The organism is Pseudomonas sp. BN606, assembly GCF_029873115.1.
Lineage (GTDB): Bacteria > Pseudomonadota > Gammaproteobacteria > Pseudomonadales > Pseudomonadaceae > Metapseudomonas.
The window spans coordinates 1-26,766 of sequence record NZ_SSOF01000072.1; the positions used below are offsets into that span (position 1 = coordinate 1).

At 58.1% G+C, this 26,766-nt stretch carries 13 protein-coding genes and 4 pseudogenes; 3 read left to right on the forward strand and 14 right to left on the reverse strand.

Translation table 11 applies throughout. The features are described from left to right. From E8E75_RS14045 to E8E75_RS14100, 12 genes and pseudogenes are all read right to left on the reverse strand, one after another. Positions 1 to 287: pseudogene (locus E8E75_RS14045) on the reverse strand (type VI secretion system tip protein VgrG); the annotation flags it as partial. Between the two features lie 2 nt (positions 288 to 289). Continuing rightward, the gene (tssH, locus tag E8E75_RS14050) at positions 290 to 2,953 is read right to left on the reverse strand and encodes a type VI secretion system ATPase TssH (protein WP_153917117.1); all 2,664 of its coding nucleotides are present in this window, start codon (positions 2,951 to 2,953) and stop codon (positions 290 to 292) included. A 142-nt stretch (positions 2,954 to 3,095) separates the two neighbouring features. Then, a complete protein-coding gene (locus E8E75_RS14055; protein WP_153917119.1) occupies positions 3,096 to 3,587 on the reverse strand; it encodes an Hcp family type VI secretion system effector in 492 nt (163 codons plus the stop codon). 15 nt (positions 3,588 to 3,602) lie between these two features. Then, the gene (locus E8E75_RS14060; protein ID WP_280359206.1) at positions 3,603 to 5,291 is read right to left on the reverse strand and encodes an OmpA family protein; all 1,689 of its coding nucleotides are present in this window, start codon (positions 5,289 to 5,291) and stop codon (positions 3,603 to 3,605) included. 61 nt (positions 5,292 to 5,352) lie between these two features. Then, positions 5,353 to 6,033: a type VI secretion system protein TssL, short form gene (gene tssL, locus E8E75_RS14065; protein ID WP_153917123.1), complete on the reverse strand. Its 681-nt coding sequence runs from the start codon at positions 6,031 to 6,033 to the stop codon at positions 5,353 to 5,355. Next, positions 6,030 to 7,385 carry a type VI secretion system baseplate subunit TssK gene (gene tssK / locus E8E75_RS14070; protein ID WP_153917124.1) on the reverse strand — a complete coding sequence of 452 codons (1,356 nt, stop codon included), beginning with the start codon at positions 7,383 to 7,385 and terminating at the stop codon, positions 6,030 to 6,032. The genes tssL and tssK overlap by 4 nt, the downstream gene beginning before the upstream one ends. A 24-nt stretch (positions 7,386 to 7,409) precedes the next feature. Then, a complete protein-coding gene (gene tssC / locus E8E75_RS14075; protein ID WP_153917126.1) occupies positions 7,410 to 8,948 on the reverse strand; it encodes a type VI secretion system contractile sheath large subunit in 1,539 nt (512 codons plus the stop codon). Positions 8,949 to 8,981: 33 nt separating this feature from the next. Beyond that, on the reverse strand, positions 8,982 to 9,485 hold the full coding sequence (gene tssB, locus E8E75_RS14080; protein WP_120650384.1) for a type VI secretion system contractile sheath small subunit: 504 nt from the start codon (positions 9,483 to 9,485) through the stop codon (positions 8,982 to 8,984). Between the two features lie 510 nt (positions 9,486 to 9,995). Next, a complete protein-coding gene (locus E8E75_RS14085) occupies positions 9,996 to 10,361 on the reverse strand; it encodes an STAS/SEC14 domain-containing protein (protein ID WP_120650382.1) in 366 nt (121 codons plus the stop codon). Between the two features lie 118 nt (positions 10,362 to 10,479). After that, positions 10,480 to 10,890: pseudogene (locus E8E75_RS14090) on the reverse strand (phytanoyl-CoA dioxygenase family protein); the annotation flags it as partial. Next, positions 10,889 to 11,008: pseudogene (locus E8E75_RS14095) on the reverse strand (hypothetical protein); the annotation flags it as partial. The pseudogenes E8E75_RS14090 and E8E75_RS14095, both read right to left, overlap by 2 nt. A gap of 1,112 nt (positions 11,009 to 12,120) precedes the next feature. Beyond that, on the reverse strand, positions 12,121 to 12,954 hold the full coding sequence (locus E8E75_RS14100) for a helix-turn-helix transcriptional regulator (protein ID WP_153917128.1): 834 nt from the start codon (positions 12,952 to 12,954) through the stop codon (positions 12,121 to 12,123). 388 nt (positions 12,955 to 13,342) lie between these two features. On the opposite strand from E8E75_RS14100, the pseudogene E8E75_RS14105 reads away from it, so the two are divergent. From E8E75_RS14105 to E8E75_RS14115, 3 genes and pseudogenes are all read left to right on the forward strand, one after another. Continuing rightward, positions 13,343 to 13,819 (forward strand): annotated as a pseudogene (locus tag E8E75_RS14105) (asparagine synthase C-terminal domain-containing protein); the annotation flags it as partial. A gap of 88 nt (positions 13,820 to 13,907) precedes the next feature. Continuing rightward, a complete protein-coding gene (locus E8E75_RS14110; RefSeq protein WP_153917131.1) occupies positions 13,908 to 15,107 on the forward strand; it encodes an MFS transporter in 1,200 nt (399 codons plus the stop codon). 434 nt (positions 15,108 to 15,541) lie between these two features. Then, positions 15,542 to 16,939, forward strand: coding sequence for a site-specific integrase (locus E8E75_RS14115; protein WP_280359211.1), 1,398 nt, complete (start codon positions 15,542 to 15,544; stop codon positions 16,937 to 16,939). 150 nt (positions 16,940 to 17,089) lie between these two features. On the opposite strand, the gene E8E75_RS14120 is transcribed toward E8E75_RS14115, so the two are convergent. Both E8E75_RS14120 and E8E75_RS14125 read right to left on the reverse strand, forming a co-directional pair. After that, positions 17,090 to 23,425 carry a DEAD/DEAH box helicase gene (locus tag E8E75_RS14120; RefSeq protein ID WP_280359213.1) on the reverse strand — a complete coding sequence of 2,112 codons (6,336 nt, stop codon included), beginning with the start codon at positions 23,423 to 23,425 and terminating at the stop codon, positions 17,090 to 17,092. Continuing rightward, complete coding sequence (locus tag E8E75_RS14125; RefSeq protein ID WP_280359214.1) at positions 23,418 to 26,753, reverse strand: STY4851/ECs_5259 family protein; 3,336 nt, start codon at positions 26,751 to 26,753, stop codon at positions 23,418 to 23,420. The genes E8E75_RS14120 and E8E75_RS14125 overlap by 8 nt, the downstream gene beginning before the upstream one ends. Positions 26,754 to 26,766: the final 13 nt, after the last annotated feature.

Consider the following 26,766-nt stretch of genomic DNA (forward strand, 5'->3'; position numbering starts at 1 on the left):
CCGGTGAGGACGCCATGCAAGGTGCGCAGCGGCCGGTTCACCGGCGGGCTGAGGCCGATGATGGGGAGCGGCATGGGCGACGGGTAGAGGCTGAACGCGGCGTCCTGCCCCAGGAGCTGGTCAACCGGCAGATCGCGCTGGCTGGAGGTGAACTCGATGCGGTAGCGGAACGGCTCGCTGAGCGCCTCCTCGCCCTGGAAGGCGAGCACGTCGAGCGTGGCGTCGAGGTTGCGGACCTTGAGCTGGTGGCGGCTGTGATCGAAGAAGGGGCGGATTTCAGTGAGCATGCTCAGGCCTCCTCAGTGACGGGAGGTACTTCGTCCCGCAGGTTGGAGAAATGCAGAGTGATGCCGTCCTCAGTGCTGTATCCAAGCGTTACGTCCACGGTTTTCTGACGCGCGGCCTGACGTTGCAGGAGCTGCTGGCTGAGCACCGGGAGAATCTGCTGGTCGAGCAAGCTGTCGATGTTGCGGGCGCCGGTATCGGGCAGCAGGCAGGCGGCCACCAGGGCTTCACCGAGGGCCTCGTCGGCGTGGCACTCCAGACCATAGTGGCGCCGCAGGCGACGGGCGATTTGGGCAAGCTTGAGGGCGACGATGCGTTTGAGCGAGTCAGCCCGTAGCGGCCGGTAGATCAGCGTCTGAAACCGCGCCAGGAGTGCCGGCTGGAAGTGTTCGCGCAGGATTGGGCGCAACACTTCCTGCAAAGTTTCATCGGTGGAGTCGGGTTGTGCTTCGAGGCAGTCATGCAGCAGGTCGCTGCCGAGATTGGAGGTCATCAGGATGACGGCGTTGCGGAAGTCAATTTCGCGGCCCTCGCCATCGCGCATGAAGCCGCGATCGAAGACTTGATAGAACAGGTTGAGTACGTCGCGATGGGCCTTTTCCACTTCGTCGAGCAGGACCACGCTATAGGGGCGTTGACGAACCGCCTCGGTGAGCACGCCCCCTTGTCCATAGCCGACATAGCCGGGTGGCGAGCCCTTGAGCTGGCTGACGGTATGAGCTTCCTGGTACTCGGAGAGGTTCAGGGTGATCAGCGATTTTTCACCGCCAAACAGGCAGTCAGCCAAAGCCAGCGCGGTTTCGGTCTTGCCAACACCGCTGGGGCCGACGAGCAGGAACACGCCTTGCGGTTTTCGCTCATCCGTCAGCCCGGTTCGGGCAGCTCGCAGGCGTTGCGCCAGGGCGCCAAGGGACTGGTCCTGGCCGATCACCCGCTCTGCGAGGTGATGTTCCAGTTCCAATAGACTGGCCTGCTCGTCCTTGAGCAGGCTGCCCAGGGGTACACCGGTCCAGTCAGCGATGACCTCTGCCACACTGCGCGGGGTGACATCGAGCGACAGCAACGGTTGATTGCTCTGGGCCTCTTCCAGCTGCCGTTGCAGGTCGGCACAGAGACCCACTTGGGCAGGCTCGGCCTGGCGCGCGTCGAGCAGTTGCCGGCTGAGGTCAAGCTCCTGGCGATATTGCTGCTCCCACTCCGCGTACTGCTGCTCCAGTTCGACGCGCTGGGCAGCAATTGCTTCCAGTCGATCAGGGGCGATGTGGCCGCTGTAGCGGCTGTCCGCCGCCAATGCCCGATGCTCCAGCTCGAGCGCCGACTGCCGGGCTTTGATTCGCACCAGCGCCTGGGGCTCGCAATCAAGGCTCATGCGCACACGAGCGCTGGCGGTGTCGAGCAGGTCCACGGCCTTGTCGGGAAGTTGCCGACCGGTCAGGTAGCGCCGTGACAGGCTGACTGCGGCTTGCACGGCGGCATCTTCGATGTGCACACCATGGTGACTGGCGTAACGGGCCTTGAGGCCACGCAGCATGAGACAGGCAGTGGCGTCATCGGGTTCGTCTACCTTGACCATCTGGAAGCGCCGCTCCAGGGCCGCGTCCCGCTCGAAATACTGTTTGTATTCGCTCCAGGTCGTGGCTGCGATGGTGCGCAGTTCGCCGCGAGCAAGCGCAGGTTTCAGCAGGTTGGCCGCATCGGCTCCGCCAGCCTGGTTGCCGGCACCGATCAGGGTATGGGCTTCGTCGATGAACAGCAGGACGGGATTTTCCGATTGCTGTACCGCGTCGATGACGTTCTTCAGGCGCTGTTCGAACTCGCCTTTGACGCCAGCGCCGGCCTGCAGCAACCCAAGGTCCAGCGTGCGTACGCTGACTGGTTTGAGGCTATCGGGGACGTTGCCTTCGGCGATGCGCAGGGCCAGGCCCTCGACCAAAGCGGTTTTGCCGACGCCCGGCTCTCCCACCAGGATTGGGTTGTTCTTGCGCCGCCGACTGAGGATGTCGATGACCTGGCGTATTTCGTCGTCGCGGCCGAACACCGGATCGATGCACCCTTCTCGCGCCTTGTCAGTAACGTCCTGAGTGAACTTGTCGAGCACGACCTGCAGGGCCTCGTTCCTGGCAGTGCGGGTAGTGGGTATGGCCGGCGCGGCACCCATTGCCTCGACGACACCCAAGGCGGCCTCCCTCTGCATGTCCGGGCGCTCCATGGAGTGCAGGTCCAGCAACGGCATCAGGTGCTGTAACTGCGTGTCGCTGAGACTGAATAAAGGCCATACGGCTTCGCACTCGAGCAGATTGGGAGTTTCCAGCAGGGCGCTGAGCAGGTGCACGGAACGCAGGCTGTCGCAATCGTCCAGCGAGGCGCGGAGCCAGGCGCTCTTGATCAGTTGCTGCAGCTTTCCGCACAGCTGCGGCTTGTCGCGCACGCTGCGGGGAAGGCTTTCGAGGTAGTCGAGCAGGCCTTGCCAGAGCTCATCCAGATCCCATTCATACCGGCGTGCGATCAGGACGAGGTCGCCCTCGCCCTGCTCCAACAGCTTGAGCAGCCAGTGTTCGATGGCGATTTGCGCGTGGGCGCGGCTCTGGCACAGCGAAGCCGCCGCGCTCAGTGCCTGGGCGCAATAAGGGTTGAGTCGGCGAAGCAGACTGGCGGAATTCTTGGCCATTCGAGTGCATCCTTGTACGGGTAACGGCGGTGCTTGAGCGTCCGGCTGCGTAACGATGTGCCTGGCTGAACGCCCGCGAACGGACGCTCAACCCGGCGCACCAGAGCCGGCAGAACGAGGAGGTCTGCCGGTCTATCTGGCGTCAGGCGCTCTGACGCTCGTTCCAGGAGTCGGCGTGGATGATGTTGCCGTCCTTGTATGTCCAAGTGATCTTCTCGTAGCGCAACTCGACCTGTTCCAGGTGGTTGTGCTTCTCCTTGGACGGGTCCTTGACGTCGTGCATCTTGGGCGCAACTTTCACCACCTTGACGTTCTCCAGCTTGGTGATGAAGTACTCGACTTCCTGGCCCGCATCGTCGATGCGATACCACTTGAATACAGCACTCTTGAGGGTCTGGCCGGTGGTCACCGCCTTGTACAGGTAGGGGCTGGAGGCATCGATTTCCTTGGTGAAAAGGAAGGGGGTGTGGACCCGGGTGCCGGTCAGCTTGCCGGTGTTGTTGTCGGTGGGGATGTAAAGGCTGTGATCCTGCGCGACTACCTCGATGCTGCCCTCGCGTTTCTGCACGTCCACCGAACCCTTGATTTCTGCACCGCCATCGTCCTGCAGCCAGAGGTATACGGGAATTGCCATGTGAAGCTCCTTCTCTCAGAGGTTGAAAGCCGCGGAATGCGACTGGTAGTGCCCGGCCGGCTCATCCATGGGCAACGCACAGGCCCCCACTTCTGGAACCAGGCGGATATCGACGCGCCGATTGGCGGCACGTCCGATCTCGACGTCATTACTGGCTATCGGCTGGCTGGCACCGAAACCTTGCACCGCGAAGCAGCTATCGGGGAAATCGCCCATTCGCTGCATCCAGTCGCGTACGGCGTTGGCGCGGGCTTGCGACAACAGGAGGTTCTGTTCGGCGCTGCCGGTGGCGTCGGTATGGCCGGCAATGACGATCAGCCAGCCTGGCTGGGCCTTTATGCCGACCAGCGCGTTGATCAGCACCTTGGTTGCGTCCGGCTTGAGGGTTGCGCTGCCTACGGAGAACAACGAAAGGCTGCTCAGCCGAACAGGGCCGGGGGTTGCCGCGACGGCCGGCATCTCTTGCGGTTGCTGGTAGGCGGCGACAGCATCGAGAAGCTCCGCGCGCAGGGGTTCGCCGTGATAAAGGCCAAGGCCGAGCTGTAACGGCTCTCCGTGGCGGTAGTAGTCGTCCAGACGCGCGACATGCTGGCGGAGCGCAGTTACCGCTGCCTCGCGCAGCTCGAACTCGGGCTGGCTCCGATTTGCCGGATGCGGGATGGCGTGGTAACGGCGCAAGTCATCGCTGACCTGGCGTGCCAACAGATTGTTCTGCCAGGTCGAACTGACCAATGCGGGCAGCGCTGCTGCTGCGAAGAGCCAAAGCGCAATCAGGCCGGTACGGCGTATCTGCACGTCGCGCCCCTCCACAGGCAGGAGGGGCAAAAGTGGGTCCGGGAACGGCAGTTCCGTAGCGATGCCCTGCTCCACATGTATCGTTTTGATCAGTGCGGTCTTGTCGCGCAGCCATTGCTGCCAGAGATTGGCGTCTACTGGACTGGGCAACTCTGGTACCAGCCTGACCGCACAGACCACAGGAGGACTAGCGGGCACACGGGCGTCGTGGGTAGTTAGGTGTTTCACCACATGTTCGGCCAACCACGCCGCCACACTCTCCAGCTGGACGCCATTGCTCAGCCGGGCCGAGCGAATCGGCAAGTCAACTGCCTGCCACTGCCACTCGCTCAGACTCTTGAGCGCACCCGCCTCGCGAACATTCGGCTGCCGGGCACCAAACTCCCAACTGAACCAAGCCTCAGATACCTGACTGGACTGAAGGTAAGTGGCATGTAGCAACGGCAACGTGAGCCCACACCGACGCGCAAGAGCCAATTGGTGGCGGAGTGTTTGTATCTGCCCTGCCAGTACTAGCGCATCGCTATGTTCGCCCGGATTGACGACATAGAGGACACTGAGCTGGACGCTCCAATGGGGCCGATGCACCACAATGCTTTTGGCCATATGCGCTAGCTGCTCGGGGCTTTCCACCTGCAGGTAGCAGCCCTGCGGCGTCATGCGCAGGGCTGCCTCACCAACCCTCGACCTTGCGAACAACCCCTCCAGGGCGTCGCCGCAGACCAGCACTACTGGCAGCCGATAATCCGCAGGCGGCAGGGAAATGCCCGCAACGAGCGCCAACGCCTCGCGCTGTCTGGCCGTCTGCCGCCCCGACCAGTACCACGCCGTGATGAGAGCGAGCACGATTGCCAGCGCAATGGACCCACGCAGCCCGCCTGTCAGCGGCATGATGAAAAGCAGCACCATGGCTAGCACAGCGGCCCAGATCCAGAGACTTCGTGTCAGCTTCAAGCTCATTCGCCACTCCTTACACCTGCCCGGGAAGGAGCGAGGAGACCACTCTTCCCAGCAGGCGATTCAGGCCCCACCAGGTGCCAAGGAGCAGCAGCATCACTGCGAGCGTTTGCAGCAATGGCGAGCGAAGCCAGCGATGCGCATGGAAATCTCCAGCCCGACCTAAATGCGTGGTCAGCGAATGCGGGATAGCCAGCGGCGCAACGCGCGCATTCAACTCTGCCAAGAACTGTTCGCGCTCGGGGTGATCCAGGTTGAGATAGCGCCCCTTGAAACCCAACATCAGAACGCGCTGGAACACTTTGAGAACTTGTATGTCCGGCGCCGATTCGCGAAGGACTTCGCGCATATCCTCGTAAAGGAACTCGCCCGCCTGGTGACGATTGAAGAACTTCGCCTGCAGCGGTTCGCCGGCCCAGTCCGCGCGGGCATCTTCACTGGCAAAGCGGAGCACCGTCTCATCCAGCAAGGCGCAATGGGCGTAACTGATGTGGTTGATACTCTTCTCGCTCATTCCGGCGTCTTCAAGCCGTTGGCGTACGTGCTCAATCTGACTGGAACAATGCTTCCAGAGGTCTCGACCATTCCTTGCCGAGGCGCCTTCTCGCAGCTCCACAACCAGTAGGTAACTGTCCTGCAGCAGCGCGTCGATATCCGTCATTGGCTGCGTCTGTTTATCGTCGTTTCGGCTCATGTGCGTAGCACCGCAAACAGTTCAAGCTTTGCGTCCATCACCGTGCTGGGAACGTAGAAGGCACAAACCCCTTCGGCCAACATGGCCTGCCCCTTGGGATGGCGGACATCGAGCGCGAAGTACTGATTCTCCAGACGCAATGGAATGGCGGCCGGCACTTGACTGAGCGGCTGCAATGGAATGCCATCGAGCGCCGCGTTAACCAGGTGATCAACATCGTCCGGGGCGCCAACCTTGCACAGGCGTGGAAACCGACTCTGCAACTGTGCAGCTGAAAGAGATGAACGCACGGACAGGTAGTAATCGGCACCGTCGAGTTCGCGCAGGCGTGGATCGTTGAGCGTGACCTTCCAACGATTCGGTCCCGTGTCTTCCAGCGCCAGGGCGATTACACGCGACGGCAAGCTGGCTTCAAGAAGCGTGGAGATGGTGCTCATCAGCGGCGGAAACACGGCAGCCAACTGCTCATGGCGATACGCCGGAATCGTCTCGATATCGTGCTCAAGCGAGAAGGTCAGCAGGCCTCCTGCAAGTTTCACCAGTTCCAGATAGACCTGTTCGGGATGGCGCGCAGGATGAGCCTGGAGATCCGCCAGCACCGGCTGGTAGGTGTTAAGTGCATTGAGCAGCCAGAACAGCGACACGTCAGCGACCGCAAAGTCGGCCATGCGCTGGTTGCTTTCACGACGCATCCCCATAAGCCGATGCCGCTTGGCCGACAGTTGCGTCAACAGGTTGTCCAGCTGCGTCAGCAGGCCCGGATGCGCCGCAAAGCTCAGTAGCGGCGGAACGTAGCCGGAGTCGACGCTCCATGCGCCTTGACCATCCCGCACAAGGCGCACGAGTGGGCAGGTGAGGTAGTCGCCGTTGTCATCGCCGGCCAGGCGCAGGCTCAACTGGTGCTCCATTACGCCGATCGACTGAGTTTCGGCACCATAAAGATCCTGCACCTGACGCCAGTCCTGACGGTAACGGGTAGGCCGGTCCGCCTTGCTGCCGTCGAGCACACAATTGTTGCCATTGGCATGCTCTAACGGCAGCGCCAGCAGCAGCTTGGCACCCTGAACGTCGTCGGGAAGCACGCGGGACAACTCCAGGGCGGGCGGCAGGTGATCGACCTGATCGGTATCAATCAGGGTGCCATCGGGCATTCGTACCCGCAGCCGCAATGCCTTGAGCTTGCCCAGTCGCAGTGCGTCCATGTCGAACACTGCGTCCAGCACACCCCAAGGGTGCACAAGTGAAAGTTGAGCGAGGCACTCGTTGGTCCATGCCTCCCAGCGCGCCTGCTGCTGGAACTGCTGCGGGGAAAGTAATGCCCCCGCAGCCCATAGGGGGCGGTCAATTTTCATGACGTTATTTCCCTATGGTGTCGCTCAGGCCTTGGCCTTGGGCATTTGCGAAACTAGTGACAAGTTGACGTCCATGCCCTCTACCTGGAAATGCGGCACGGCGTACAGCTTGACGCGGAAGAAGCCAGGGTTGTCATCAATATCCTCGACAATCACCTTTGCTTCGCGCAGGGGATGCGACGCCTGGAGGTCATCGCCGGGGTCGGTCATCTCCGTAACCAGCCCACTGATCCACTTGTTCAACTCCAGCTCTAAAACGCGCCGATCCTTGGTGGTGCCAATGTTTTCCCGCTGGATCAGCTTCAGATAGTGAGCGATGCGCGACAGCAGGAAGATGTAGGGCAACCGTGCATTGATCCGACTGTTGGCGGTGGCATCGGCCGTATCGTACAAGGCCGGCTTCTGAGTAGAGTTGGCGGAGAAGAAGCACGCGTAATCGCGATTCTTGTAATAGGAGAGCGGGATGAAACCCAGATTTGCGAATTCGCATTCGCGGGTCTCTGGGATCATGACTTCGGAGGGAATCTTCACCTGGTTGCCAGTGCCCAGGTCATAGAGGTGGATAGGTAAATCAGTCACCGCACCACCCGATTGCGGGCCTCGGATCTGGACGCACCAACCGTTGTTGATGAAGCTCTTCACCATGTTGGCAGCAAACGCGAATGATGCGTTGGTCCACAGGTACTTGTCGTGATCCGGCCCCTTGACGCTTTCGACATAGTTGAAGCTGCGCACTGGGATCGTATCCGGCCCATAGGGCAGGCGACCTAGAACACGCGGCATGGTCAGGCCAATGTAGCGGGCATCATCGCTGTCGCGGAACGATTTCCACTTGATGTACTCGGCGCGATCGAAGTAGTTGCCGATGTCCTTGATCGCGGCGACTTCTTCCATCGTTTCCTTGCCGAAGAATTCCGGCCCCACAGCACCGATGAAAGGCATATGCGCGGCCGCGGCAACTTTGGAGATGTTGCGCAGCAGTGCAATGTCCTGCGGACTGCGATCGAACTGGTAGTTGGAGATTGCTGCAGCGATTGGTTCACCACCCGGGGTGTCGTATTCCTGGGTATAGGTGTGGATATATAGACCACTCTGGGCGATTTCCGGGGAATCCTCGAAATCCTGAACCAGATGGTCCTTGCTGATATCAAGCAGTTCGATTCGGACGTTCTGGCGGAAGTCCGTCTGATCGATAAGCGACTTAACACCCCGCCAGGTCGACTCCACACGCTGGAAATCAGCGTGGTGCATGACCGCGTCGAGCTGACGACTGATTTGCTCATCCAGCGAGGTGATATGTTCATCGAGCAGCGTTTTGTCCAGACGATCGACTTTCTGCGCTGATTTTTTGAGCAGATGCAGGAAAACGCTGACCGCAGCGGTAACCCGTTCATCGGTCGATGCTTCTGATAAAGCTTCGGTATTCTGAAAAACGTCAATGCCGCCCAATTCGCTCACTGGGCTGAGATTGATCTTGCGGAAAAGCGAGGCATAAACACCTTGGTTTTCTTCATTTAATACTGCTGAGCCGAGCGAAGCGGCGGATACATTTTCTACGGACATAAACCATCTTCCTTTTACACGAACCGGAGTCAATTAACTAATGTCTTGCGGTGCGAGTGCGGACAATTCAGTGCGCAATTCGTCACTCAAGGCATCATCTTTCAGAATGCGTTCCAGTTCATGTCGGAAGGTAGCGTTGTCCAGTAAGTTTGACTTTAGGTCACGCAGCAAATTACGCATCGCAAGTAGCGCACGAAGTTGTGGAATCTGTCGTGCAACATGCTCTGGTTCAAAGTCCTTCATACTGCGAAAGGACAGCTCCACAGAAGCCTCTGAGCCGTCACCTGCAAGCGTATTTTCCACGTCCAGCTTAAGTTTCGGATAAAACTCGGAGAGTACGCTATCGAAGTTATTCCGATTGATGTCGACCTTGCTTCGCTCGGAGAGTTGGCGCCGCTCTTGCCCATTGCTGTAATCGCCCATAAGCATCAACTTCAGGGGGAGTTCGACTTTCTTCTGGGCACCGCCAGTGTGCAAATCTAGTTTTATGTTTACCCGCGCCTTGGGCACTTCGTTTTGAAAGCTGCTCGAAGCCATTTGCATTTCCCTATAGCAGTACAGATAACTTTCTACATCGCGCGATTTACTGGAGCGAATGTATTTGAACGCAATTAATTATCCATTAAACGAACAAAAAAGTGCCACAGCAAAAAAACCAGAAAGGACTCTGATGCATATGGGATTTTTCTCAAAACCACTGCAGGAAATTCAGAGGGAATCTGCACATATTCGAATACAGACGCCACATTTGACCTTTCAACTAGTGGAAAGCCCGTATCGTTCGGCTCATTGGACGGAGCTATGCAAATTGGAGAACTGATATCTCACGCCGGCATCAGCACGCGCTACGGCATTGCGAATCGAAGAGGCTGATCGAATCCGCGCGACTGGAAAGCGGCTTTAGCGACTACGCAACCGCCATACTGCGGCCTATGTTTGGATTCGCGAGCTGATTGAGTGCGGCTTCAGCACTGGGCAGATTCATGGGCCATGAGAAACAGAAGCGCCGCCAAAAGGCGGCGCAATTCAAGCCGAAGCCTTTTGTGATTAGCGCTGTAGCCAAGCTTCGGCTTCGGCGGCCTGCTGCGAACCGAATGCCTTTATCTTCAGACCCGGAATCAGCGCCCCCTCAACTTCGCTCACCTTCCTCACCCACCCTGTGTCGGCCACCACCGCCATGCGATCGAATCGGCGAACGACCTTGAACAGCTGTGGAATATGAGAGACCTCGACGGCCATGGCGCCCAGTGTCGGCATATCGAATTTACCTATCCGATAGAGCATTCGGCCATGAGCGATACCCTCGGACTGTTGCGACAGCTCATCAATCGCTGCGCGCATGCCATTGCTATCGAGTTTGCCCGCAAAGTCGACGTCTACGCGGTTCTCACCATTTCGCATTACCTGGAACATAGGAGCACCTCCATACAGGAGTGTGTCTTTCACGATACGCCGCCTGCGGGAAACGACAAGGTAATTGGAAGGGGCCGAGCGCTTTCCGTCCTCTTCATATAGCTGCGGGTCAAACGCCTTACTGTCCCCTCGGCCACAGCATCGGAAACAGCGAATGCTCCATAGGCGCGCCGTCAGGCAACTGGTCGATCAACCCCGGAAACTCTGGCGACGTCTTCCAGACCCGTGGGGCGTGGCGCATGTCCTCACCGAGGAAGCGGAGAGAGAACGCCCTTCGCCTCCGACTCCCCACCCGAAGCGTGCAAAGTCAGCATGTGGAAGAACACCGCATCCCCCGGCTCCAGTTCCCAGCCGAGGATGTTCCAGCGTGAGCGGTCCACCTCTATGTTCGGCAGGTCAGCCAGGCTGCCCTCAGGGAACCAGCGGGCCTCGCTGTCCAAGAAGCTTCGAGGCATGAGCCAGGGCCCAGATGGGAACCGGCCACGAATTACAGAGTCGACTCCCGCGTCACTGGGTCCACCGGCATCCACCAATGCCGAAGGCCCCGCCCAATGAATGGCCGCAGCCAAGCCGAAGGACAGTCCCGTGCCAATGACCGAGCCCAGAGCGATGAAGCGGATATGCCGCGCATTCAGAGCACGGCGCATTGCAGAACCTTACATTGAGTCGCCTCCTTATTGTTGTTATCAACGAAGCCATCGGAGCAGTCCGCCTCCCTGTCTCAAGCACCAGCTTCGGTGTTCGACGCTACCCTGGCCGATGATTGGCTTGCTCTTCGCAGCTCCTGGGGGGAAGTGGGTAGCTCGTAGTTGACCCACAACATTTCGCCCACCGCGGACAACACAAACCAGGTCAATGGGTAGCGCCAGCCCCGCAATGTTTTCATCTTTCATCGGATCAATACGAAATGACCGTGGCCGAGGCTGAGCACCACCCGGGGCTCGTTGTTGCCAATCCTTGGCTCACTAGCGTTTGGCTCCCGCCCCACAAAATTGATGGGCACACGCTATCAGCGACTCTAAGGGGGGGGCATATGCCACGCGGGGTGCTAGCCTGCTCACAGAGCCGTAAGAAATTTCGTAGGGACAATCGGTACTAGGCAATTGGGTGCTTCGCGACGCATTCGGAGGATAGGTTCAGCGAGGGGATTCCCGCAAAACTCATCACCGCAACCGGGCACGCTAGCAATCGGCGAAACAATGCAACGATCGAAGATGCGGATCGACGAGGTGTAATCTCAAACCTCGGTAACGAGATTGACGCGCAACGCTATTCCCTCTATCACCGAGCGCCAACTGATCTCAATGCTGGCGCTGACAACGTGCTCGAACAGAGTGTGCTGGGCCCCGGCGGCTGCTAGGAGAAGGATGAATCAGGTTGCCACAGTGCTCAGCCCCGCCTGGCAAAAAGGTACTCAGCAACGGCTCAGGAGTAGAAAACTTCGCTCAGAGTTGGTCAGCACCCCACGAAGACCCTCCAGGCGCAAGTATGCCGGCGAAGCCGGCAAGACGCGCGGCACCAAACAGTGGAGTACTCCAGACCAGAGCCCCAGTGCCACGGCGGCGAATGATGTTGCTAATGCTCGCATCGGAATCAGCGCTTGAGTGGGCGACCGTGGGCAAGGTTTGCAACAGTGCCCGCAAACTCGGGAACCGCTCGATAATAAATCAATCTGCCCCCCTTTCCGCCTCCCTTTCCTCTTATCCACTTTTCGCTTTGGCTGACTGCCTTTCCCGGCCGGCACCTGAGCCGGCTCCCGCTACAGCCATTGCTCGAAGGCTTGGCTCTCCGCCCTCGCTTCCTTGGCCGCGTAGTAGACCAGCCGTAAATGGCGATCCTCATCGATAGTCAGTGTGGTGTGCTCGAACACCACCGGGCCAATCGACTCGACGTTAAGGTTGCGAATACCCTGACATGGCCCATGGATATCCTGCTGCCGCCACCAGATCCTGAAGTCAGGAGACACCTTCAAAAGCTCCTTCACCAGAGCGACGATTTCCGGATCTTGGGTTGCCCGTACGAAGTCACGACGGAAGCTGGAGAGCATTTGCAATGCCTGCTCCTCCCAGGGGGTGAACAACGCGCGCATGGCCGGGCTGGTGAACAGCATCCACAGCAGGTTGCGACGATCCGCCGGCAGCGCAGAGAAACCGAACACCCTATCCGCCGCGGCATTCCAAGCCAGCACGTCCCAGCGCAGGTTAAGTACATATGCCGGACGTGAAGGCAGGTCGCCCATCAGTCGATGGATCAGCGGCGGCACTACGCACCAAGTTCTTCCCGGCTCGGGCGGCAAACGCTGGTGAGCCAGCAGGAACAAGTGGCGCCGTTCTGCAGCGTCCAGCTTGAGCGCTCGCGAGAGGTTGTCGAGGAAGGTGGCAGACACACTGATTTCCCGCCCTTGCTCGAGCCAGGTGTACCAAGACAAGCCGACTCCGGCCAGCGTGGCCACTTCCTCACGGCGCAGACCTGGTGTGCGTCGCCTGCTACCGGTTGGCAGCCCCACCTCCTCTGGAGAAATACGTTCACGGCGGCTACGCAGAAATTCAGCCAGCTCTGCCCGAGTGCGCTCGAGCGTGCGGGGTGCGCTCATCCAATTACCTCCAGTAACAGCATAAATTATCAAATTGTAACCCCCATAAACTCAAAGAAGAATACCCCTACCTGGCCCCAAATACCCACGCCAGAGCTCTTGCTTGATGAGGAAGTCAACAGAGACGAGTCACCAACTTGCTAAGGAGATAAACGGATGTATCAAACACTTCTTCGGGAACAACTCAATGCATTGAAATCCTCCAACCAGTACCGAACCTTCATGGCGCTAAGCCTCGTCTGCGGACAATACCCTCTGGCGAAACTGGGCTGTCATAAAGAGGAGCCGATCGTGGCCTGGTGCAGCATTGCCTACCTCGCGATGTCCCAACATCCGACCGTACGCGAGCAGATGCACAATGCGCTGGCGACCTACTGCGCCAGCGGCTCGCATGCGGCAAATGAGCCACGTCAAGCTGACACGCTTCGTGCAAACCCTGCTGGACCGCAAGGACCGCATGAGCATGGCCGTTGGCCTTGAGGTGCGGGTACCGTTCTGCGATCACCGACTTGTGGAGTACGCCTTCAACATACCCTGGGCGCTGAAGGCCTTCGACGGGAGGGAGAAAAGCATCCTGCGCGCAGCAACCCGTGACCTTCTGCCGGAGTCGATCAGCGAACGAGTCAAGAGCCCCTACCCGTCAACGCAGGACCCGGCCTACGAACAGGCATTGCGCAACTCCTTGGTCGCCATCCAAGCGGATCGCAATGCCCCTGTGATACCGCTGCTCGACAACGGCCGGATCCGAAAAACGCTGGACAAACCACTCGGCAGCGTCTCCTCCATGCATAAGCGCATGGGCATGGAGCTGGCTGTCGGCCTCAACACCTGGCTAAGCGAGTACGACGTCAGCCTCAAACTCTAGCCCCTAACCGGATGCGGCCCCTGCTTGGGGTCGCAACCTTCTGATGTCCCACCACATGCGCCTCCGTGGAGCGCAAGCGAGCCTATGCATGCACACAACCAACCAATCCCCCATCTACCTCATCGCGGTCGGAGCGTTTGCCCTCGGCATGGCCTCCTACGTAACCGCGGGCCTGATCCCGATGATTGAGGCGTCGTTCACGGTGTCCGTGGCAGTGGCTGCCCAGTTGGTGACGGCCTTCACCCTAGCCTACGGTTTGGGCTCTCCGATCTTCGTTGCCCTGACCCCGGCGCATCGCCAACGCACCGGCCTGCTACTGGCACTTGGCCTGTTCGTCATCGCCAACGCCGCTAGCGCGCTGGCCGAAACCTTCACTACGCTGATGGTCTGGCGCGCCATCGCTGGTATCGGCGCCGGCGTGTACCTGGCAATGGGCATCGGCGCATCGACCGCGGTGTCCTCGCCGGAACGTCGCGGCCAGTCCATCGCCATCATCATGGGAGGTATGGCCAGCGGCGTGGTATTAGGCGTACCACTCAGTCTGTTGATCGCCGATCAGATGGGCTGGCAAGCCGCCCTGTGGCTGGTCACCTTGCTCGGCCTGGTGGCATTCATCGGCTTGCTACTGAAACTCCCGGCCCTGCCTGCGGCCGCAGCAAGTTCGTTGGCCCAGAAGCTGGCGATCCTCGGCGATGGTCACGTGTTGATCATCCTGCTGGTGTCCCTGTTGGCCGCCATCGCCAGCCTAGGCATGTACACCTTCATTGCCCCACTGCTGGCCGATCCTGCCTATGGTGCAGTGAGCTCGGTCACGCCTTACCTCTGGGTCTGGGGCATCGGCGGCGTGCTGGGCAGCTTCCTGGTTGGTCCCCTGGTGGACCGTATCAAGGGGCCGGTCCTGACCTTCATTATCATGGTAATCCTCGCTGCTTCGTTGCTTGTGCTGCCGCTGATCGCAGCACTGGGCACCTGGCTGGTCATGCCGCCCATCGTCCTATGGGGCGCCGTTGGATGGGCCTTGCAAGTGCCGCAGAACAACGAATTGATCCTGGCGCGGCAAGCTCAGGGCGACGGGAACCTTGCCATCGCGCTGAACGAGTCAGCACTCTATTTGGGCAGTGCCATTGGCGCGGCGGCGGGTGGATTCGTGTTGCTATTGCAGATGCCCACCTGGACCCTGGCCGCTTGTGCTGGCGGCGTGGCCTCCCTGGGCGCCCTGCTGCAGATCGTCAACCTGCGTCGCCAGCAAAACTGGACCTGCGACGTGCGAGCTCAACTCCACAACTGATTGACCTAAGAGAGGAAGGGTGGCGGAGTTGTACTTCGCGCGTGCGGACGCAGGCCATTACATCGAACACTCGCTTGAAACGGGTAAAGAGCAAACGAGCTTCCTGCAACAGGGAAGAGCGACGAATGCCTTGCCCATACTCCCAAACACTATAAAACGAAAAAGGCCGGTTCATTTCTGAACCGGCCTTTCTCTGAATATGGTCGGGACGGAGTGATTCGAACACTCTACCCCTTGCACCCCATGCGCTTAATTTGTGGACTTCCATAGATCGTTAGAGACATCTACAAACAACAGAAAGCCTAGTAACCACGGTACTTTCAGGCTATCTTACCTTCCCATAGCGTCCACTATCGTCCGCCACCAGCCAAGCGTTTCGGTGGCACAAAAGTGGCACAAAATTCAGGGGCGAAGAATATTGCTAGGGGTAGAGAGTGGCCAAGCTGACGATCAAGCAACTGGAGGCTTTCACAGCTGAAGATCATGGAAAGGTCTTCCGAGAGGATGGGGGGCTGGTTGCCGAGGTGCGAGCTGGTGTACGCGGAGTCACGGTGCAGTTCAGCTATGAATTCAAACTGGATGGTTCCAGAACTCGAAAGCGGCTGGGCAGCTGGCCGAAGAAAAGCTTGGCGCAAATCCGATCTGAGCGAGACGAAGCCCGGACACTCGTCACGAAAGGCTTGCACCCTACCCTTGCCGCCAAAGCAGCCCGGATCGCGGCACAAGCTGCGATTGCCACCACTATCGCTGAAGCAGAGCGTGAAGCCGCCGAAAACAAAACAGTGGCTGACCTGTTTGACGAATGGATACGCGACGGCGTTTCCCGCCAGGATGGCAATGCCGAACTGGTTCGAAGCTTCAAAAAGGACGTGCTACCCCTCATTGGCAAGAAGCCGCTGCGCAGCCTGACAGAGAAAGATCTGCTCACCGTCCTGCGCTCGGTTAAAGCGCGTGGTCTGAACCGTACCGTCGTGATTCGCAGCAAGGATATCGGCCAGATGCTGCGCTGGGGAGAAAAGCGAAAGCCGTGGCGTACTCTGATGGCTGACGGAAACCCTGCCGACCTAATCGACGTCAACAAACTGCTCGACCACGAATACGAAGAACAGCGCGACCGACTGCTTTCGCCGGATGAGATCCGCGAGCTGAGCGATATCTTCGAGCACCTCGAGAGCGACTACGAGGCCCTACCCTCCGGCCAGAAGTACTCTGGCATTCGCCCGGTCAACCCGCGTGTTCAGTGCGCTGTATGGATTTGCTTGAGCACCCTTTGCCGTATCGGCGAGCTACTCAAATCTGAATGGCGGCATGTGGATCTGGATAAAGGCACCTGGTTCATTCCAGCCGAAGCGACAAAGGGCCATAAGGGTAAGCGCCAAGATCACCACGTATTTCTTTCAGCCTTCGCTCTTGAGCAGTTCAAGAGACTGCACAAAGAAACCAACGATACACCGTTCTGTTTTCCCAACAAGGATAGCAAAAACCACGTCGACACCAAGACGGTCAGCAAGCTCATTGGAGACCGACAGTGTCGCTTCAAAAACCGCAGCAAGCCTCTGGCGGGCCGACATCACGACGACTCGCTAGTGCTTAGCAAGGGATCCAAGGGCGAGTGGACACCTCATGACCTACGACGTACAGGCGCGACCATGATGCAGGAGCTAGGCGTAACGCTCGAAATCATTGATCGCTGCCAGAACCACCTACTCGGTGGATCCAAGGTACGTCGACACTACCTGCATCACGACTATGCCAAAGAGAAAACCGAAGCTTGGAGGCTGCTCGGCGAACGCATTAAAGCCATCATCTCCACCCGGAACGCTGCGTTTTAGTGGAGACGGATCTACTTGAGCAGGTTGGCTGGCCTCTGGGCGATGAACTGGCGGTTGAGGCGGGAGAGGAAAGCCTCTCCCTGAAACTCAAGCAAAGAGCAGCGGACACCTCGTCATATCAATTCAGGCAATGTCTGTAGGCACAAGAGGTTAGCTCTTTAGCTCGACCAACACGTCCGTCGCCCACTTCTGCTCAGAGTTCTGTATCCGGGCGGTCTCAACCACCCTAGCCATATGCATAAGTTGATCCTGGGCAGCCAGATCAAAGTCAAACCACATGTCGCTATGCGAGCTAAAGCGAACCTGCCAATAGGCCACACCCTGGTCGAACCTGACCTTCAGCGTCCTGCCGTCGTCAAACTCAAGCTCCAACCTACGGTGATGAGGGATTTCGCGATTCGATAACTCCACAACCAGCTCAACTTGATGCCCAACCATTGCCGACAGCCAATTGCGTGAAAAGAACTCGAAATCGTCCTGATTGGCCCAGTCATCAAAGGCTTTACGCCCTTGCAGCCGACCTGATTTGAATAGCGTCTTCACCTGCACAACCGCATCTGCAGAAATGCGGCTCTTCAGATTCTTCAGAACCGCCCCCAGGATCGTAACGACCGCAGGGTTCTGAATGTAACGATCTGAGTAGGTCAGCCTGTTGATCTTCGCAGTCGCAATCACGTCAGCAACTTGCTGATCTCTAGCGCCAAGCAGCTCCCAGAAACGCTCACCGAACTGCAGCAGGGACCCATTGAGTTCTTCGTGAATTGATATATCGACGATCCCTACCTTGCCGTAGGAGTCACTCTCTGCACGGGAAAGGTCCATCGCTTTCCAGCCAAGTTCCGGCTGACTTTTCGAGAGTACGACTAGCTCATCGCTTTGATGCCAGCTGCGGCCTGGGACGGTTGCCACGAGGCTGCGCGAGGCCAGCGTGACAACCTCGCCCCCTTTAAATGCTTGGGCAACGAGATGCTCGCCTGGCTTAGTAATCGCATTCCCGACATTTACTCCAAGGTCCGACAGGCGCTGGAGATCCTGCACGAGAACCCCATCGGTGATGCCTGCTGGTACGAGCAGATCAACAGTCAGCTCATCGGCCAAAACATAGGTCTGAATCGCCTTACGGAACTGTGGAGCAAGAAGATCCCACTCCGCCATATCACCAGAGGCCACCAGAGTGATTCTCTCGACACCCTCATTGATCAGCCGGCGCAGAACGCTCTCAATGCTGCCAGGCGCATATTGGCCATCAGCAAAGGAGAGTTTGTTTTCGGCGGTCAAACCCACGTGATGAATGAAGTCCGAGCCCAGCCAGTCGAGCGCTAACTGGCGATCCAGCTTGTCGTGGTCATGCCGCGTTTGGGAGTCCAGCAGGCACTCACTACAGCCAGTTTCACAATGCTTGCAGTCGAGCTTCTCCACCATCCCCCGCAGCAGTCGTTCAACATGCAGCGGTGCGCTAGTAGCAAAGCCCGCACCACCGCTGATTACATCGAAAAGCTGAAGGACGCGAATAGACTGCCCACTTGGCAGTTTGCTTGGCCGAGTTGCATAGCCCAATTCGGAAGCAGATACGCCTAGTATCTCAGCCAGGGCTGCACGTAGAGCTACAGCGAGCGTGATGGCAATTGCACTGCCCTGCGCCGAGTCTGCAATAAACTCACCGCGTACTGGATGGTGCAAAGTGAGCTCAAACACATCAGTGGTAGCCACCGCTCCAAGGCTCACACTAGGAAGAATGCTCCCGCTGCCCTGGCAGGGAAGGCGCTTGTTGTTCTGATCTTTGTCCTCTTTGGTCGGGCGCGGCGGATAGTGCTCGCCAGACGGCGACAGGTCTCGCGGGAACCCGCTATCCGGCTGCATGGACTCAGCTCGACCACAACTCATGCACAAGGCATAACCTGTTCCGTGCTCGCCCGAGCTGTGATGGAAGACCTTTCCATCCGCACCATAAGCCATTGCCCCAACCGCCGGGTTTGGCAATGGAGTCTTGTTGGCGTTGACGAAAACCCAGGCGGTTTCAACTGGGATGAATTTCTGATGCTGGATGTCATTGGAAGCCGACTCATAAGCATCGGTGACAAAACCAGAGGGCTGCAGGACCTTGCGAATGTTTTGGGGCTTGATCAGTGACTGGCAGTCGACATTGCTGCAAGTCAGCTCATCGGTCTTCACCAGCCCCTCCTCATAGTCCAGAGCGCCACAGACATCGCAACGCCACGCAATGTCCATTTTCTGCGCTTCTTTGCTATCAGCATTGAGGTTATGCCAGTGCAGGGAAACGCCGGCAGACCTGAACACCCGGCCATCCAGAACGATTTCTGCACCAGGAGCGTACTCGCGAATGGCAATCGACAGGTTGCGTGAAGGCAGTCCCTTGTAACGGGATACGTTGTCCTCGCGATCGTGCTTCAACTTTTTCCCCGCGTCCTGTTCGCGGATATAATCCTCAATCGTGAAGTTATCGAAGTTCACCACGTCGGTAGGGAAGCCGTAACCAGGCAGGAAGGTACGCGCAGCAAGATCCCGCAACAGGTACTCATTGCAGTGGCGAGCCTTTTCAATCTGGAGACGCTTCAGATAGGGGGTGTTGGCTTTCGCGTGCTTCTCCTCAGAAAGTAAGAAGCGATAGCTATTCAGCCAACGACTCTGCAGCGGCTTGATCGAATCGATTGAACGACGGCGCAGTTGAGCCGGGTCCACACCGACCAGAGCTGTGCCTTTCACCAAGTCTTTGAGCGCGTCATCCAGATCGGTAACAACTTGTCCCAGCCGTTCAATGAATCGGTCACATTGTGAGAGGCCGTGCTCATCGTCGTAGAACCACTGTGTATTCAGACTGGTTTTCTCAGTCTGAGTGGGCCCGACCACATTGCAGAGAAAGTCCGCCAACAGTAACGAGTTGATGTGCCGTTGTACGAGTCGCTCGGAGTTCAACGCCACCACTGGCGCGGGGATCCTGGTCTCGAACGGCCAACTCGGATTGGCGAAAACCTGTTGATCATGCGGGTTGTTCTTACAAAGCGTGTAGGTAATCGCCCTGGATTCCTTGCTTCGCCCCGCGCGACCGGCACGCTGCAGGTAGTTGGCCGGGTGCGGCGGTACATTATTCATGACCACAGCGGAAATACCGCCAATATCTACGCCCATCTCCATGGTAGTGGAGCAGTTCAGAACGTTGAGCTGCCCCTTCTTGAACATCTCTTCATAGGAGCCGAGGCGTTCAGAAGACTGCTGGGCCGAGTGCTCCGCTGTACGGTAATAGAAGCCCCCCTCCACTGCCCGATCATTGATATCCGTCCACAGGTTCCGTGCTCGCAGATCGCTTACAAGACGATCATTCGTCACCAGGTTTCTAACTCGCGCAAGTCCCGGCGCATAGTCATCCTGAGAACGGTCAAACTCCCACAGGTCAGGTAGCTCAACCGGCTCTGCCTGATAGCTCTTGCGCTGCTCTTCAGTCAACTGAGAGAAATCTAGGTGAGCGGGTAGGTAAGGCGTAAAGCCTTTGAAGTTGGTATCCAACAGCTTGTTGGTAACCGGACAGACATAGGCCCGGTCAACCAACGAGAACAGCATGTGCTCTCTGGGTAGGTAGTACCGGTTTTCGTCAGCCTTCAGCGCTGAACCCGGTCTGGTCAACTGCAACCAGGCAGCCCGTAGCCAAGCATTGACCAGATCAACGTCGGCGGTGTTAGCCGGATTCAAACCAGCACCAAGCAACAATAGTTTGATAAGGCGCTGGGAATGGTTGCCATTGCGGATCTGAGGCCAGCGCTTGACCCGGATCTCATCCGCTTCTTTTGACTCGGGATTACGCAGACTCTTGGCAGAAAAACGGTTACCGATCCAACTCAACCAGCCCTCATCGACCTGGATATAGCTGTTCTCCCGCACATGAAAGTCCAGCGCCACCTTTAGGAAGTCACGCCAATCATCGAGCGTCAGACCTTTCTGCCCCCAGTACGCCGGCACTTCCTGGACCGTATCCAGGCCAACGTATCCGACCTTCACCAGCCCTTGGGTTTCCAGACTGTTCTGCCGTTTCGGGCGGCGCATAAACTCGCGGAACAGCAACATTTCCGCCAGCTTGTAGGGGCCATCATGGTCCCGGAAGATCTCGGGCTTCTGATACTTGTTGTAAAGCAGCATCGAGCCTTTCAGGTCTGCCTTCTGCTTGAGCTCATTGGCGAGCTCCGACCAGGCTAGAGAAACTAGCGTCGGCCTAACTTTCGCTCCAGTTGCTGAAGCTAGCAAGGCCGTAAACCGTGTAACTTTTTCCTCCGCGGCCCTGACTTCGTCCTTGATACCAACGCTGCGGTATAGCTCTACTTCCTCTTTCGCTTTGGCGATTAATTGTTGCAAGACCGACGGATCGATGCTGCTGGAATCTACCTGAGAGCTGACCTGGCTCCGCTGGTGCCAGCTCAAAATCTCCACGACAAGTCCACGCAACCTGCTGCGCTCCGCCTCCTGTTGCATACGTACAGCCATGCGCGCCGTGCCCTGGCGGCTGTCCGTGAAGGTAATTAGCCGACGGCCTCTACCAGGCAGAGACTGCGGACCGTGTTCCGGCGTCTGATCTTCCTCTTGATAGTCTTGACAGTATTCAAGGACTGTCGGCACGGCATTGGCTACATAGAAGGGTCCGCCCAGCATTGCGCGGCGGAAAGGAGAAGCCCCGTGCAGTCCACTCAATCCACAGCTGTTGCGGCTGCACTTGGCATCAAGATCTCTAACCCCAAGCCGTACCCGTTCAGCTGATACAGATGCGAAGGAACCAGCGAATTTATCGACTTCAACGGGGATGTATGCGCTGCCGGCATTCTCGAACGAGCAAAGCACCAGCGGTGTCTTGGCTGAAAGTACCCCTGAGCCACCAGCCCCCGCATCTTCCTCAACAGGTTTTTCAGTCTGCAGGGAAAATTCATCGCCACCAGAGCTTTCCCACTGGATCAGCTTTCCGTTCTTATCCCGCGCCAGCAGATGCGGCTCATTGCAGTCATTGCAGAACGCCAACTCGAATACCGGGCTGCCACAGCTGCAGGTTTGCCTCTGATTGGCGTAGACATAACCAAAGGGCCAGTTTTGTTGCAGCGCCGTTCCCGACTTTGCTGAGCAGCACTTGTCAAAGCAGGCCCATAACCCGTGAGTAGTGCGCTGGAAGAAGTGCGCCCGCAGCTTCAGAAACGCCGGCTCACTGGCTGAAGGACGAGTGCCTGAACACACATCCAACCAACGTAGTATTTCGTCCTGCGACAGTGACCACCCACCTTCCTGACGCATCTGGCTGACCATCTCGGTTAGCTTCAACGGCTTGGGGGTGGTCACCAGCAGATTTCTCAGTGCTCGGGCTTGCGGAGAATGGACCAGGGCCTCGTATCGATCCGGATGAACTTCTGGATCGTCCGCAATTACAGGCGGCATGGATTCGAGCGTTTCCAGAGGAACCAGCGTTTGTTGGCAAGGTGCAAGAGGAGGAATGACCCGGCTACCCCCCCAAACATCGATCTGCGTAACCGGCACCCCCGACAGATCCGAGAGAAACTGCTTCAACTGTCCTGCAGCGTCCTCGCCGGCAATGGTCGCCGAGGTTGCCACAAAGCGGACATCCTTAGGCGTAACGCCGAAGGCTGTCATCACCCGTCGCAGCTGCAATGCCAATTCAGCCGCCTGGGACCCCACGTAAGTGTGAGCCTCGTCCAGAACAATCCAGCGCAGCGATTTCTGCTCTCTGGAGATTCTTACGATGGGCGCATCGACCTGGCGCACCATTATGTATTCGAGCATGGTGCCGTTGGTGACCAGAATGGGCGCCGGTTGCGTACGTATCAGCTCGCGCGACAGAATTTCGTTAGGCTTTTGGCTCTGCTCGCTGCGCACCTTCGCCTGCAACTCCGGTGTATTGCCGTTGTACAGGCAATAGCGAATGCCGCTTCCAAAGCTCTGAGTCCAGGCATTCAAGCGTTCGCGCTGCGAGTTGATCAGGGCGTTAAGTGGATACAGGAACAGCGCTCGAACCCCGACCAGCGGCTGGCGACCTGCATCACGGTACTCGCGATAAAGATCCTCCAGTACCGGCACCATAAAGCATTCGGTCTTTCCCGAGCCGGTACCACTGGTGACGACCACCGAATGCTTCTTCTCTAGTAGCGAGCGCCAGCTGGCCAACTGGTGGGTGAAGGGTTTCCAGCTCGCGCCAAAGCGGTAACGCCCATTCGCCTTACCATCGAGCGAGGCCACGATCTCCTTGCTCAGCAACTGCTCTTTGCTCGTCAGTTGCTCCATGGTGAACGCCGACTCTTCCCAACCGAAGGTCTGCTCGAACAAGGGTGGCGCCAGGAATGCCCCCTCCTTCCCGCACTCTGCGCGCATCAGACTTCCCAGGTGCTCACGCAAGCTCGGATCGGTAATGCTCAAGATACTCAAGGTGGACTCAGTGGTACGGGAAAGCGCCTGCTCGACTAGCCCAGAGAAATACTTATCCATTAACCGACTCTGCCTTCTGCATATCCATAACGCTGTTCAACAAGCAATATTGATAGATCGAGTTGAACCACTTCGAATCGAAATCGCGGACCTGGCGCAGGAAGAAAATCGCCTCGACGCCATCCGCAAACACATCTGCGAACCGAGCCTTGCCACAGGCGACCGCAGCGGCAAACACCGGTAGATAGAGCACCGCATTGCGGTAGTCCATTTCCGACCTGAAGGCAATCACCGAGCCGCCTTGGCTGCTGTGCCAACGCTCCAGCCGCTTGCCGCCGAACTCCGGCCACTTGGCCTCACTGCGCTCACGAATCAACTCAAGGTACCAGCCGTGCACGACACTCTTGAAAGTCGCTAACGGCACCTTGATCTCTGGACCAACAGGCTTACCTGAAAGGAAGCGCTGCACACTCTGACCGTAGGCTGGATAGGTTTCCCCCAATCGCGAAAACATTCGTCCGATCAGAGCATCAATGGCTTCCTCAGCGACCCCTTTAACCTTAAGGAATGCAGCGAAGCGCTTGGCCGCAAGATGGATTTCTGCAATGGGAAGAAACTCCCAGAAAATCGGAAACTCAGCCTCCAGCCGGCCAAGGAATTTCGCCTCCATCTCAAACTTGAAAAGTGCCATCGCCAACGCTCGGGTGTGCCCTACCAGAGCCTTCCAGACCTCGAAGGTCGCCAGGGGCAGATAGCCGTACCCCTCATACAAGGCCCGCAAGAACTGCCAGCCGCTATGCATAGGGTTAACCGCCATGGCATCCAACACAGGCGTGAAAGAGCTAACAGGTGAAGCGTGATCGAATGTCAACACTGCCTTTTGCAGACTCTGGATCCCATCGCTCGGCGCCAAAGGCTGCCAGCCACCAGCGAAAAATAGCGGCCGGAATGACACAGATGAGCCCGATTTGGGCAGCACCAGCCAGGGACCATCCCTTTCAACAGCTATCGGTAACTCGAAGTCGCCGGTGGGCACACCTTCGCTGGTGCGGGAACGGAGCGCGATGAAGCTACGCATAGGATCATGCAACAGCATCAACACCGGTTCGGGAATGGCCTCGCCGCCATCGTGCAGATTGGCAGCACATAGAATCTGACGGTCGCGATCAAGTTGCATCTCCGTCGAATACCTACGGATACGGTAACTGGCGTCCTGACCGTTACCGAACACCCGCAACTCGACGACCTGATCGATGCCCGACTGAAGCGAAAGCAGGTCAACAATCTGTTCTCGGATATTCAACAGACTGATCTCCAGCGGCTTTTCGGCCGCCGTGTAGGTCCAGCTGTAACAAGCATTCCTGGCCGCACTACCCCTGAGGGTCAGCTCAAGGCTAAAGCGGGTTGGTGCGCCAGCCCGGCCAAATAGATACAGACGCGCTCCCAGCAGGTCGTCGACGCTGAGATCGCGTTTCAGCTGCTTGCCAGCGCCATCAAAGGCCAGAAAACCCGAGTTGGGAAACGGCAGGTCAATCTCCACTGGATCAGCCATCAAGCTGGGGGTGACTGAAAGGCGGACCCTGACTGGAGGAAAGCCCTTTGCCAAAAGCCTTAGCTCGGTGTGATCCTCATGCTTTGCCTGCTGTACCTGCAGATTGTCGTCAACAATCTGAAACAGGCAACGCTGCCGGGAATGCACCAGAATGCTTCCCTGGCCCGGCTTCTCACCACTGCGCAGCTCAACACGGAAATCCGTCGGCAGGATGCCCACCCTGCGACGTAACAGGGCGTCGCCGCTACGATTGCGCACCGACACATATTGGGTACCGAGTACCTCCTGCAACAAGCCGCTTCCCGGCTGCTTGCCGGCAATGTACAGGTCGCCGCCCTGCTGCTGCAGCTCCCCGGCAGTAGCCGGCCACTGCACACGAGGCAGGCCGACAAAAGTCAACGCGGGCTTGGTCGGCCAGCCGATCTGGGTGCCAGTCAGTTCCAGCCCCAAGCCCATACCAGCCGCATGTCCCGTCCGTATCCGGTAGAGCTCATCGCTTTCAATCTGGACCTGCGCTTTGCCCTGAACCTTGACCGTACGCAGCGAAAAAGCCGGCGCCATATCGCTGCAGACGACTTCCCAGCCCTCTGCAGCCGTGCTCAACTTGCCACCGTCGGGCAGCATCAACAGCAGCTCTTCACCAGCCGTATTGAATGAAGCCTGACCGCACAGCTGCCAGCGGTCATTCACTGGTTCGAAACCCACCGGTACTTCGCCAAGGGCCACGGCACTGCCCTCTATCGGCTGGGTGGCGATCAGCATGCCGCCAGCCATAGCCACCAGGCTCAATTGGGCACTGCAATCCTGCCGCTTTCCGATCACTTCACGAAGACGCAGCCGGATTTTGGCAACGCCGTTGTCAACCAGCGCGTAGCCAGGTCCAAGCGGCGCAATCACCTGTCCATCTTCTACAATGGCCAACTCAAAGCGGGTGGTAGATGGCTGCGTCGTCAGACGAAGCGCCACCTCCTCAGGCATCGAGACCAGAACCTTGAGCACATCCGGCTGCGCCTCCTGCCAAAAGTGTCGGCAAGACCATCCAGCAGCATCCCGGCGTCGCTTTTTACCTTCGATGGTCGCGGTCTTTAAAAGTCCATTGAGGAGTTCGCTGCCAGTCTCGTTATCCAGAGGAAGAGGGAACAGTTCACGCCACTTGGGGTTCAGGGCATCCAGGTGGACGACGGGCTCGTCCGCCTGCGCCAGCCCATAATTCCGGACCAGAGCCACAAGCTCATCGACCATACGCGCAATCAATTCGACCGACGTACGCGAAGCAAACACCTGAGGAAGGCTGGCCTTTTCCAGTTGCTGTTCCACCTGCTGGAGAGTGTTGAACCCCAGCAGGTGCCATTGGTCGTACTGCCTTAGCAAACGGTCAAACAGCCACTGGAAACGGCTGCCTCCCTCGCGCAATACCTGAAAGGGCAAGCCCCCCTCGCCAAATAGCGACCCCAGAAAATCCCGATGTCCTGCTTCGTAGAAATGAAGTGGACGTTTCCAATACCCCTCCAGCCCTTTTGGGATGGCCTTACTCAACTCACCCGGCGACAGATTGAATCCCAAAGCTTTCCAGATCGGGTCCCAGGTCCATGCATACTCACTGCGGTACTCACGGCGATACCACTCCGAACCAAAAAGCACCAGACTGGCACAGGCTGCTGAGTCCTTTAGCGCAGCATCAAAGCCGCCCAACTCAAGGAGCAAATGCTGCAGCTCACCGTACTCTTCGAGGCTGCAATGGTACGCATAGAGTCCGCGCTGATCGGGAGCTGAAAGCCCACGACGCTGGAGAAAGCGTCCCAGCCAGGACGAGCACTTAATTACGGAGTACGACATGTACAACCTCCCT

Coding starts and splice junctions, on each gene's coding strand:
- tssH (WP_153917117.1), bottom strand. CDS start 2,953: ATGGCCAAGAATTCCGCCAGTCTGCTTCGCCGACTCAACCCTTATTGC.
- E8E75_RS14055 (WP_153917119.1), bottom strand. CDS start 3,587: ATGGCAATTCCCGTATACCTCTGGCTGCAGGACGATGGCGGTGCAGAA.
- E8E75_RS14060 (WP_280359206.1), bottom strand. CDS start 5,291: ATGGTGCTGCTTTTCATCATGCCGCTGACAGGCGGGCTGCGTGGGTCC.
- tssL (WP_153917123.1), bottom strand. CDS start 6,033: ATGAGCCGAAACGACGATAAACAGACGCAGCCAATGACGGATATCGAC.
- tssK (WP_153917124.1), bottom strand. CDS start 7,385: ATGAAAATTGACCGCCCCCTATGGGCTGCGGGGGCATTACTTTCCCCG.
- tssC (WP_153917126.1), bottom strand. CDS start 8,948: ATGTCCGTAGAAAATGTATCCGCCGCTTCGCTCGGCTCAGCAGTATTA.
- tssB (WP_120650384.1), bottom strand. CDS start 9,485: ATGGCTTCGAGCAGCTTTCAAAACGAAGTGCCCAAGGCGCGGGTAAAC.
- E8E75_RS14085 (WP_120650382.1), bottom strand. CDS start 10,361: ATGTTCCAGGTAATGCGAAATGGTGAGAACCGCGTAGACGTCGACTTT.
- E8E75_RS14100 (WP_153917128.1), bottom strand. CDS start 12,954: ATGAGCGCACCCCGCACGCTCGAGCGCACTCGGGCAGAGCTGGCTGAA.
- E8E75_RS14110 (WP_153917131.1), top strand. CDS start 13,908: ATGCACACAACCAACCAATCCCCCATCTACCTCATCGCGGTCGGAGCG.
- E8E75_RS14120 (WP_280359213.1), bottom strand. CDS start 23,425: ATGGATAAGTATTTCTCTGGGCTAGTCGAGCAGGCGCTTTCCCGTACC.
- E8E75_RS14125 (WP_280359214.1), bottom strand. CDS start 26,753: ATGTCGTACTCCGTAATTAAGTGCTCGTCCTGGCTGGGACGCTTTCTC.